Source organism: Actinomadura sp. NPDC048032, assembly GCF_040653175.1.
GTDB lineage: Bacteria > Actinomycetota > Actinomycetes > Streptosporangiales > Streptosporangiaceae > Spirillospora > Spirillospora verrucosospora.
This window is the reverse complement of sequence record NZ_JBEZJP010000308.1, coordinates 1-10,023: the sequence shown is the minus strand read 5'-3', so window position 1 is coordinate 10,023 and position 10,023 is coordinate 1. Positions and strand designations below refer to the sequence as shown.

Genomic DNA, 10,023 nt, shown 5'->3' with positions numbered 1-10,023 from the left:
CCGGCGGGGTGGTCGCCCTCGCGGTGTGCGTCCTGATCGTCGTCGGCTCGATCGCGGTGCTGTACCGCAGGTTCCGGAAGGCGGTCCCCGCCGACGTCGCGTGCCGGACGAACAGCACGCCGGTCAGGGCGGCCCGCTCACGCCGGCGCCGGGGCCCGGGCGGCCCGGTCGCAGAACCACCCGAACAGGGTCCCGAAGCACGCCCAGAACACCAGCTGCGTCCCGAGCGAGGTGATGCGGAACTGCCACAGCAGCGTGGCGGGGAACCCGTCCGGCACCTCGTCCACGGTCGGCAGCAGCACCGACGCCACCGCCACCGGGACGACGAACGCGAGGACGGCCGCCGGCCAGCGCGCCCACGGCCCGCCGCGCACGCCGCGCGCCGTGGTCACCGCGATGGCGGTGGAGAGCAGCCCGACCCCGATCATCGCCAGGTACAGCAGGGTGCGGGTGTTGATCGTCTCCGGGTCGCCCACCGCGGGCGGGTTCGCCGGATACTTCAGGAACGGCACGACGATGACGGCGGCGAAGGCCGTCCCGGCCGCGGCGAGCGCCAGCGCGGCGTCCGAGCGCGGCCCGACGCGCCCCCGCAGCCCCGCGAAGGCGAGCGCGAACACGCCGCCCACCGCGAGGCCGTAGAGACCCGTGGCGAGGAAGAGCCCGGCCTTCTGCGTGCCCCGGCCCACCTCCTCGCCGTGCTCGTGTGTTCCGGACTCCTGTTCGTGTGTTCCGGACTCGTGCCCGTGTGCTGCCACGTGCCCGCGTGGCGCGGACTCGGGCTCGGCGGCCGCGCCGTGCTCGTGCACGGCGGCGGCCTTCTCCAGGGCGATCGCTTCGTCGATGCGGGGTTCGCCGACCGCGAAGGCGAAGGCGCCCGCGACGAGACCGGCCAGCAGGCCCAGAAGAAGGCCCCTGACCAGCAGGGTGCGTACCACGCGGCGGTCTAGTGGCAGGGCACGCCGAGCAGGTGCCGCCCGTCGTGCATCAGCTCGTGGAGGTAGCCGCCGGTCTGCGACACGGCGCCGTTGTCCATCAGGACGAGGTAGCCGAGGAGCAGCAGCGCGGGCACCGCGAGCAGCCAGGGAACGAGGTGGGAAAGGGGAATGTGGCGAGCCGACAGCGTGCTCACGGAGCCTCCGTAGGGGATCTTGCGCGTCCCGGACAATGAGGTCGCGATCACCCGAGCGACCTGGCTCCCGGGATCGTCGTCCCGGATACAGTGGCGCGTCCGCACCGGCATCTCACCGGATTTCCCTCGGGCAACCGTGAATCAGCCGAACCGTACGGGCCCGCCGATCGCCCTGTCAACAGCGCGGCCCCGCCCCCGCCCCGCCCGTTGAACCGGATACACGGCCAGCATGGGGCCGAAATCCGGCTTTGTTGCCATGAAGAGCGACTCACCTATCATGGCGATTTTCGTCCCCCGTCCCCCGTCCCCCGCCGCCCCGAGAACGACCGACGTTGGAGCTCCCCACGTGATCACCCAAGAGACCGGCCCGCCCTCCTCCCTCGACGACGTCAAGGGGTGGTTCCCGAAGATCGACCAGCTGCTCTTCACCTGGTTCCTGGAACGCCAGGAGAGGCTCGGCGAGCGCGGCGACCTGGTGGAGCTCGGCTCCTACCTCGGCAAGAGCGCCATCCTGATGGGCCGCCACCTGCGGGAGGGCGAGACCTTCACCGTGTGCGACCTGTTCGACACCGACGCCCCCGACGACTCCAACCAGGCGGAGATGCGGGGCTCCTACTCCACCCTGACCCGCCGGGCGTTCGAGTCGAACTACCGCGCCTTCCACGACCGGCTCCCGGAGATCGTCCAGGGCCCGACCTCGCTGATCCTGGACCACGTCCAGCCGGAGACCTGCCGGTTCGTGCACGTGGACGCGTCCCACCTGTACGAGCACGTGCAGGCCGACATCCGCGCCGCGCACGTGCTGCTCCCGGCCGGGGGCCTCATCGTCTGCGACGACTACCGGTCCGAGCACACCCCCGGGGTCTCCGCCGCGGTGTGGGAGTCGGTGGCCACCGACGGCCTGCGCCCGATCTGCGTCACCACGCAGAAGCTCTACGGCACCTGGGGCGACGCCGACGCGGTCCAGGACGACCTCCTGGACTGGCTGGCGGCGCGGGACGACGCCTGGCACGAGGTCCAGCAGGTCGCCGGGCGCCGGCTCGTCCGCGTCAAGGGCATGGGGGCGACGCGCCCGCCGAACGAGGCCGGCCGGCTGAAGGAGCGGCTCGCGCGGGCGGAGAAGCGGCTCGCCCGGGCGGAGGACAGGCTGGCCCGCGCGCGCGGCGAGCTGGAGGCCGTCCGCGGCTCGGTCAGCTTCAGGCTGGGGCGGGCGGCCACCGCCCTCCCGCGCGCCCTGCGCGGCGGCCGCCGGCCCTAGCCCCACCCTCGGCACGTCGATAGAACGCGTTCTAGTATCGGCGGCATGCGACACGGCATCGTGCTCTTCACCAGTGATCGGGGCATCACGCCCGCCGCCGCCGCGCAGGCCGCCGAGGAGAACGGGTTCCACACCTTCTACGTGCCCGAGCACACCCACATCCCGGTCCGGCGCGACGCCGCGCACCCCGGGACGGGCGACGAGACGCTGCCCGACGACCGCTACACGCGGACGCTCGACCCCTGGGTCGCGCTGGCGTCCGCGGTCACCGTCACCTCGCGGATCCGGCTCGCGACGGCCGTCGCGCTGCCGGTGGAGTCGGACCCGATCACGCTCGCCAAGACCGTCGCCTCGCTCGACCACCTGTCGGGCGGCCGGGTCACCATCGGCGCGGGGTTCGGCTGGAACACCGACGAGCTCGCCGACCACAACGTGCCCGCCGACCGGCGGCGGACGGTGCTGCGCGAGTACGTGGAGGCGATGCGGGCGCTCTGGACGCAGGAGCAGGCCTCCTACGCGGGGGAGTTCGTCTCGTTCGGGCCGTCCTGGGCGTGGCCCAAGCCGGTCCAGCCGCACGTCCCGCTGCTGATCGGCGCGGGCGGCGGACCGAAGACGCTCGCGTGGATCGCCGCCCACGCCGACGGCTGGATGACCACCCCGACCGAGCGCGACATCCTCCCCAAGGTCGCCGCCCTGCACGCGGCCTGGGCGGACGCGGGGCGCGAGGGGCGGCCGGAGGTCTGCGTCCTGGCCGCGGCGCGCCCTTCGCCCGAGGACGTCGCCGCCTGGGAGGAGGCCGGGGTCACCGAGATCATGTGGGGGCTGCCGGACCGGCCCGCCGACGAGGTGGTCGCCTTCCTGGCCCGCCACGCCGCCCGCCTCGGCCTGTGACGCGGCCGGGCCGCGCGGTGCATTCGCGAGGGCCTTTAATGTGTTTTGTCTGACTCGTCCGAAATGCCGGAGACAATGGCGCGACCGTGCCGTTCAGAGCTTTCGGCCGACTCCCGCATAGCACCATTGGCGGTCCGCGCGGGGCGGCACGACCGTGCCCGCGTCGGGGCGCCACATCGACAGGGTGGTGAGGCCGGGCTCCACGAGCTCGAAACCGTCGAACAGGCGCGTGACCTCCGCGTGGCTGCGCAGGGTGATCTGGTACGTGGCCCGCTCGTACACCGCGCCCGCGTGCCGGACCCTCCTGTCGGCGTCGAAGTCGCCGGTCACGTGCGACACCGCCAGGTGGCTGCCGGGTGCCATCGCCTCCCGGAGCCGCGCCACGATCCCGGGCGGGTCGTCGCCGTCGCCGATGAAGTGCAGCACGGCCAGCATCAGCACGGCGACCGGCTGCTCGAAGTCGATGAGCCCCTTCAGCGCGGGGTTCGCCAGGATCTCGTCCGGACGGCGGGCGTCGCCCTGGATGACGGTCACCCCGGGCGTCCCCGCCAGCAGCGCCCGTCCGTGGACCAGCACGACCGGCTCGACGTCGACGTACACGACGTGGGAGTCCGGCGCGACCTGGTGGGCGATCTCGTGCACGTTGCCCTGGGTGGGCAGACCCGAGCCGATGTCGATGAACTGCCGGATCCCGGACTCGGCGAGGAAGCGGACCGCGCGCCGCAGGAACGCGCGGTTCTGGCGCGCCATGAAGGGGGTGTCGGGAGCGTGCTTCACGACCTCCTCCACGGCCTCCCGGTCCGCGGCGTAGTTGTCCTTTCCGCCCAGAAGGTAGTCGTACATCCGCGGGACGTTCGGCGTGTGCGGATCGACGGTGTCCAGCGTCCTCTCCCCGGTTCGCGGCGACGCGACCTCCGGTCTGGGAAATGTCGCGAAGTTACCCGGGACATGTAAGCATTGCGATCAACTCGGAAACAACCGAAACGACGATGCCGACGCGGAGGACGCGAAATGCGAAGCGACGCCGGAACCCCATCGCCGATCCCCGGTCCCCCCGCGCGGGACGACGGCGCGGCGGCCATCGCGGAAGCCGGCGGGCTGCACGAGTACCAGCTGAGGCTGCACGCCGAGTACGGGCCGGTGGTGCGGTTCCCCTTGCCCGGCGCGGGGATGGCGGTGTCGGTGGCCGACCCGGTGCTGCTCGAGGCCACCGCGAAGATCAACAAGCGGCCGGAGAAGCTGTTCGAGTTCCTGGCGCCCCTCCAGGAGTCGGGCAACCTGCAGACGATCCCGGCCGACGAGCACGGCCCCTGGCGCCGGGTCATGCTGTCGGTGCTGGCCGGGCGCCCCTCCCACGAGGCGCACTTCGCCCGCTTCACCGCGCTCGCCGCCGAGCTGGCCGACCGGTGGGAGGCGCACGACGGCCCCGTCGCGCTCCAGCGGGACCTGAGCGAGCTGTCGCTGCGCATGATCTGCCAGTACGCGCTCGGCAGCGGCCTGGAGTCCCCGGACTCGGCCGCGCGGGTCGTCTCGGCGTTCGAGACCGTCCTCACCGAGTACATGGGGCAGGCCGGGGACGGGCCGGGGAGCCGCGCCCAGGAGGCCCTGGCCTACCTGCGCGCCACCGTCGACCAGGTGCTCACCGCGCACCGCGAGCAGGGCGGGACGGCGCCGGCCGGGCGCAGCGACCTGATCGCCGCGCTGGCGGAGGCGGGCGAGTCCCCGGCGCGCATCCGCGACACGGTCCTGATGACGATGCTCGCCGCCCACCACACCACCGGCGTCGCCATCTCCTGGACGCTGTACCTGCTGGCCCGGCACCCGGACGCCGCCGAGCGCGTCGCCGAGGAGCTGGACCGCGTGCTCGGCGACCGGTCCGTCCCCGAGTACGGCGACCTCAGGCGGCTGACCTACCTGGACATGGTGCTCCGGGAGACCATGCGCCTGTACCCGCCGGGACCCTACGGCGCGCGGGAGGCCACCGAGGACATCGTGCTCGGCGAGTACACCGTCCCGGCGGGGACGACCGTCTTCTACCCGTTCTGGGCCGTGCACACGAACCCCGACTACTGGCCCGACCCGCAGCGGTTCGACCCCGGCCGGTTCGCTCCTGAGGCGTCGGCGGGCCGCCCGCGCCTGGCCTACATCCCCTTCGGGATCGGCCCGCGCAGCTGCGAGGGCGCCGCGCTCGCGACGGTCGAGGCCCAGCTCGTCCTGGCCGTCCTGCTCAAGCGCTTCGCCTTCCGCCTGGCGCCCGGCCAGACGGTGGCGCCCATCGAACGCTTCGTCCTCTGGGCCGCCGAGGACATCCACATGACCGTCACCCCGCGCGAGACCGCCTGAGCTCCGCGGGTGGTAGAACAGCCGGATGGAGTTCTTCTGCTACCACCGTGACCGTGCAGGCTCGATCGGGCTCCGCGAGGAACTGGGGGAGCAGCACTGGTCCTACATGGACCGGTACGACAAGGAGCTGATCGCCCGGGGCCCCACCTTCGTCGGCGAGGTCCCCACCGGCAGCGTCCACATCGTGGACCTGCCCGACCCCGCCGCCGCCCGCGCGTTCGCCTTCGACGAGCCGAACTACCAGGCGGGCGCGTACCGGGACGTCATGGTGCGCCGGTGGCGCAACGCGCTGGGCCGCACGATGTGGGACTTCCCGGGCGGCCGGACCGGCGGCGACCGCTTCCTCGTCATCGGCCTGGGCGAGGGGGAGGGCGCCGACCTCGACGTCCCGGCGGACGACGACCTGATCGCCTACGGTCCCCTGCTCTCCGACGACGGCGAGGCCTGGCTCGGCACGGTCGCCCTGGTCCGCGCCGCGGACGCGGAGGCGGCCCGCGCCGTCCTCACCCCGGACCGCTACGCCGCCGTCGAGGTCCACCAGTGGGAGTTCGGCGGACGCCGCTGACCTCGCCCGCCCGCGGCCGCGGGGTCAGACGTTGCGCAGGACCGACACGACGACGCCGAGGACGGCGGCCTCGTCGCCGTCGATGACGTCGTAGGCGGGGTTGCGGGGTTCGAGCAGGACGTGCCCGTCGCGGCGCCGGTAGACCTTCACGGTGGCCTCGCCGTCGATCATGGCGGCGACGATCTGGCCCGAGTGGGCCTCGGGCTGCCGGCGAACCACGACGATGTCGCCGTCGCAGATCGCCGCGTCGACCATGGAGTCGCCGCGCACGCGCAGGCCGAAGACGGTGCCGCGCCCGGTGAGCTCGCGGGGCAGCAGCAGCGTGTCGTCGGCGTGCTCCTCGGCCGGGATCGGCGTGCCGGCGGCGATGTCCCCGACCACGGGCACGGGCACCTGGCCGCCGCCGGGCTCCCGCGCCGGGCCCTCCCGCAGGAACGCGCGAACGTCGATCGGCCGGGCCACCGCGTCGCCGCGCCGCAGGAAGCCCTTGTCCTCCAGGCTCGCCAGGTGCCGCGACACCGACGACGGCGACCGCAGGCCCACGGCGTCGCCGATCTGGCGGGTGCTCGGCGCGTACCCGTACCTGACCGCCCAGTCGCGGATCATGGCCAGGATCCGCTGCTGGCGCGGGGGCAGCGCGGAGGCGTCCAGGTCCCCGAACGGGTCGAGATCACTGTAGGCGGTCACCCACGGAATTGTAGGGGCGCGGCGCCCGGCGGAGCGGCCGGGACGCGCGGCGGCGGCTCTCAGGAGCGCATCGCGGCCTCCAGCGCCGCCGTCTCGAACTCGGCGGCCAGTTCCACGACGTCCGCGGGCGCGCGCGACGGGGAGCCGGCGTCGAACGGAGGCCGCGGGTCGTACTCCGTCCAGAGTTGGACGGCCTGGGCGGTGCGCGTGTCGGTGAGGAAGTCCACCAGCCGCAGCGCCATGTCGATCCCGCTGGAGACGCCGGCTGCGGTCACGATGCGGGCCTCGCGCTCGACCACCACGCGCTCCTGGGCCGGGACGGCGCCGAACAGGGGGAGCTTGTCCAGGTGCCGGTAGTGGGTGGTCGCGCGCAGCCCGTCGATGAGGCCCGCCGCTCCGAGGACGAGGGAACCGGAGCACACCGAGGTCGTCCAGCGGGTCGTCGGATGGACCTCGCGCAACCAGGCGGGGAGGGCCCCATCGAGCACGTGCACGGTACCGGGCCCGCCGGGGACGACCACCACGTCCGGGCGCGGCGCCTGGTCGAGCCCCACGGCGGTCAGCCGGAGGGTGCGGCAGTCGTCGAGCACCGGCCCGGCCTTCTCGGCGGCGAACACCACCCGCACGCCGGGGGTGAGGGCCAGCATCTGGTACGGGCCGACGACGTCCAGGGCGGTGAAGCGGTCGTACAGCGGGACGACGACCGTGATCTCGGGAGTGGTCATGGCGGCGGCTCAGTGGCAGTACTCGCGGCGGCGCCGGAGCAGAACGGCGAGCATCGCGACCATCATCAGCACGTGCGCGGCCGTCATGAACGCCATCCCGCTCATGACGCCGGCCCACACGAGCGGGACCAGCACCGCCGGAACGTACATCGCGGCGCACATCTCCAGCGTGCAGGCCCGGCCGTGGCGGCGCAGCAGCATCCAGGCGGCCATACCGACCGCCATGTCGGTGGCCATGAGCAGGTAGTGGGCGCCCGGATGCGCGTCGAACGCGACCGTGAGCCCGAGAAGCGCCCGGAGGCCGCCGAAGACGAGCATTCCGGCGAACATCGCGAGCACCATCTCGACGTAGTGCAGGGTGAGCCGCAGCCAGGCGGTGCGCGGGCGCGCGGTCGCCCCGGAATCGGGGTCCAGGGCGCGGGACGTGGTAGCCATGCCACCACTGTCGGCGCGCCGGGGTCCCTCCGCCAGTCCCGGACGCGGGCAGGTCCGAAAACTTGGGGTGGCCGTCTATCGGACATAGGTGATAGGTGTCGTCCCGCGCAATACCGTGGCGGCATGCACGAAATGCGTCGCGTCCTCGTGGTGGGCTACCCGGCGGCCGAACTGCTGGACATCGCCTGCGTCGTCTCGGCGCTCCAGGTGGCCAACTTCCTGAACGGGCGTGGCGTCTACGAGGTCTCCCTGGCCTCGCCGGGCGGCAGGCCGATCCACACCGGGACGGGTCTGACGCTTCAGGCGCAGCGGTCGCTGGAGCGCGCCGCCGGGCCGCTCGACACGCTGGTGGTGTCGGGGGGCATCGGCTTCGTCGACGCGATGGAGGACGGCCGCCTGGTCGCCCACGTGCGCAGGCTCGGCCTGGAGTCCCGCCGCGTGGCGTCGGTGTGCACCGGCGCCGGGGTCCTCGCCGCGGCGGGGCTCCTGGACGGACGGCGCGCGTCGACCCACTGGGAGCACGCCGACTTCCTGGCGCGCCGGTTCCCGGCCGTCGACTTCGACAGCGGGCCGATCTTCGTGTCCGACGGGAAGGTCTGCACGTCCGCCGGCGTGACCGCGGCCCTGGACCTCACCCTGTCGTTCATCGAGGCCGACGTGAGCCCCGACCTGGCCCGGAGCGTGTCGCGGCAGCTGGTGACGTACCTGCAGCGGCCCGGCAACCAGGCGCAGATGAGCATGTTCACCGCGCCCTCGGCGCGCAACTCGCTGGTCCAGGACGCCGTCGCGCACATCGCCGGGAACCCGGCCGCGGACCTGTCGACGGCGGCGCTGGCGGCCCGCGCGGGGGTGAGCCAGCGCCACCTGGCCCGCCTGTTCCTGGCCGAGCTCGGCATGACCCCGGGACGGTTCGTGCGCCGGGCGCGCGGCGAGGCGGCGGCGCACCTGCTGACCGGCACGGCGCTGACCGTGGAGACCATCGCGGCCCGCTGCGGCTTCGGCAGCGAGGAGGCGTTGCGCCAGGCGTTCCGCGGCCTGTACGGGGTCTCCCCGTCCCACTACCGCGCCACGCAGAGCACCACCCGGTGAGCCGGACGGGTTCGCTTCCGCGGTTTCGCGCGATCGAGCACCTCGGGCACCAGGGGAATGTTTAGATCGAGGTCGGGGCGGTAGCGAGCGGACCGATTGCTTCGGTCGCCTCGGGAGACGAGACATGCCACTTTCAGACCAGCCGCACCGCGACCAGTCATGCGCATCCGAGGACCCGGCCGGCGACCAGGCGGGCGGGCTCCCAGCCTCCACCGCCGCCCGCTACGCCTCCTTCACCGCGGCGACCTCGCCTACCCCGGCCGCCCGCTCCCCGCTCACCGCGTCCGACTCCTCCTGACCCCGGCGCGGCTCGCCCCGGCCGGACGCCCGGCGGCGGCGCGACGCTCACTGCTCGCTTCGGGTCGCGTCCCCGGCGGTGCCGCTCGCGCCCGTCCCGAGATGCCGGACGCGGCGCTCGACGTCCCTGCTGGCGCCGCCGGTGTCGGGCGCCGGATCCGACCCGAGCGTCCCGGCGGCCTGGCTCGCGCCCGTCCCCACACCCCGGACGCGCCGCTCGACATCGGCGCGGGCCCGCTCGCCCGCCGCCTCCGGCGCGCGGTCGCCTGCGGCGCCGTGCCCGCCAGTCCCGAGGTGCCGGACGCGCTCCCGCACGTCGCTCTCGGCCTCGTCCCCGCCAGGCCCGGCCTCGGTCTCCAGCATCCCGGGCCGGTCGCTCGCGCCGGTGCCGACGCGCTGGACGCGCCGCTCGACGTCCGTTTCGGCGTCCAAGCCCCTGGTCTCCTCGCGCACGGCTTCCCCCCGGCGTCCGTCCCGGCCTCATGTCCCGAGGACTGCTGATACCCGCTCTGAGCTGGCGACACGCCCTCGCGGGCGCAAAGACGCCGCCCGGCGCGCGGACCCGGGCGGGACGTTCAGCTCGCCCGCGACGTCCCCGACGATC

The 10,023-nt window shown here is 73.7% G+C and carries 13 protein-coding genes and 1 riboswitch; of the genes, 6 read left to right on the top strand and 7 right to left on the bottom strand.

The window, feature by feature from the left end:
• Nucleotides 1–137: 137 nt before the first annotated feature.
• Nucleotides 138–935: a CbtA family protein gene (locus AB0C69_RS30275; protein ID WP_345183679.1), complete on the bottom strand. Its 798-nt coding sequence runs from the start codon at nucleotides 933–935 to the stop codon at nucleotides 138–140.
• 8 nt (nucleotides 936–943) lie between these two features.
• Complete coding sequence (locus AB0C69_RS30270) at nucleotides 944–1,129, bottom strand: CbtB-domain containing protein (protein ID WP_179835852.1); 186 nt, start codon at nucleotides 1,127–1,129, stop codon at nucleotides 944–946.
• Between the two features lie 59 nt (nucleotides 1,130–1,188).
• Nucleotides 1,189–1,249, bottom strand: a riboswitch (cobalamin riboswitch).
• A gap of 226 nt (nucleotides 1,250–1,475) precedes the next feature.
• Between AB0C69_RS30270 and AB0C69_RS30265 the strand changes: the two genes are divergently transcribed.
• Nucleotides 1,476–2,387, top strand: coding sequence for a class I SAM-dependent methyltransferase (locus AB0C69_RS30265; protein WP_360358491.1), 912 nt, complete (start codon nucleotides 1,476–1,478; stop codon nucleotides 2,385–2,387).
• A gap of 45 nt (nucleotides 2,388–2,432) precedes the next feature.
• A complete protein-coding gene (locus AB0C69_RS30260) occupies nucleotides 2,433–3,278 on the top strand; it encodes an LLM class F420-dependent oxidoreductase (RefSeq protein WP_360358490.1) in 846 nt (281 codons plus the stop codon).
• 93 nt (nucleotides 3,279–3,371) lie between these two features.
• On the opposite strand, the gene AB0C69_RS30255 is transcribed toward AB0C69_RS30260, so the two are convergent.
• Entirely contained in the window at nucleotides 3,372–4,160 is a 789-nt protein-coding gene (locus AB0C69_RS30255) for an SAM-dependent methyltransferase (protein WP_360358492.1), read from the bottom strand.
• 129 nt (nucleotides 4,161–4,289) lie between these two features.
• On the opposite strand from AB0C69_RS30255, the gene AB0C69_RS30250 reads away from it, so the two are divergent.
• Together AB0C69_RS30250 and AB0C69_RS30245 are read left to right on the top strand one after the other, a co-directional pair.
• Nucleotides 4,290–5,621: a cytochrome P450 gene (locus AB0C69_RS30250; RefSeq protein WP_360358489.1), complete on the top strand. Its 1,332-nt coding sequence runs from the start codon at nucleotides 4,290–4,292 to the stop codon at nucleotides 5,619–5,621.
• A gap of 25 nt (nucleotides 5,622–5,646) precedes the next feature.
• On the top strand, nucleotides 5,647–6,186 hold the full coding sequence (locus AB0C69_RS30245; protein ID WP_360358488.1) for a YciI family protein: 540 nt from the start codon (nucleotides 5,647–5,649) through the stop codon (nucleotides 6,184–6,186).
• Between the two features lie 24 nt (nucleotides 6,187–6,210).
• On the opposite strand, the gene lexA is transcribed toward AB0C69_RS30245, so the two are convergent.
• From lexA to AB0C69_RS30230, 3 genes are read right to left on the bottom strand one after another with little or no spacing between them, the layout of a single operon-like run.
• Nucleotides 6,211–6,873 carry a transcriptional repressor LexA gene (gene lexA, locus AB0C69_RS30240; protein WP_353833381.1) on the bottom strand — a complete coding sequence of 221 codons (663 nt, stop codon included), beginning with the start codon at nucleotides 6,871–6,873 and terminating at the stop codon, nucleotides 6,211–6,213.
• 59 nt (nucleotides 6,874–6,932) lie between these two features.
• On the bottom strand, nucleotides 6,933–7,598 hold the full coding sequence (locus tag AB0C69_RS30235) for a DJ-1/PfpI family protein (protein ID WP_360358487.1): 666 nt from the start codon (nucleotides 7,596–7,598) through the stop codon (nucleotides 6,933–6,935).
• Nucleotides 7,599–7,607: 9 nt separating this feature from the next.
• Entirely contained in the window at nucleotides 7,608–8,033 is a 426-nt protein-coding gene (locus AB0C69_RS30230) for an LPXTG cell wall anchor domain-containing protein (protein ID WP_360358486.1), read from the bottom strand.
• A 123-nt stretch (nucleotides 8,034–8,156) separates the two neighbouring features.
• Between AB0C69_RS30230 and AB0C69_RS30225 the strand changes: the two genes are divergently transcribed.
• Together AB0C69_RS30225 and AB0C69_RS30220 are read left to right on the top strand one after the other, a co-directional pair.
• Nucleotides 8,157–9,122 (top strand): helix-turn-helix domain-containing protein, encoded by a 966-nt coding sequence (locus AB0C69_RS30225; RefSeq protein WP_360358485.1) that lies wholly within the window; start codon nucleotides 8,157–8,159, stop codon nucleotides 9,120–9,122.
• Nucleotides 9,123–9,246: 124 nt separating this feature from the next.
• Nucleotides 9,247–9,420: a hypothetical protein gene (locus AB0C69_RS30220; RefSeq protein WP_345183698.1), complete on the top strand. Its 174-nt coding sequence runs from the start codon at nucleotides 9,247–9,249 to the stop codon at nucleotides 9,418–9,420.
• Between the two features lie 47 nt (nucleotides 9,421–9,467).
• Here the strand turns inward: AB0C69_RS30220 and AB0C69_RS30215 are convergent, their stop codons facing one another.
• Complete coding sequence (locus tag AB0C69_RS30215) at nucleotides 9,468–9,851, bottom strand: hypothetical protein (protein WP_360358484.1); 384 nt, start codon at nucleotides 9,849–9,851, stop codon at nucleotides 9,468–9,470.
• Between the last annotated feature and the right edge of the window lie 172 nt (nucleotides 9,852–10,023).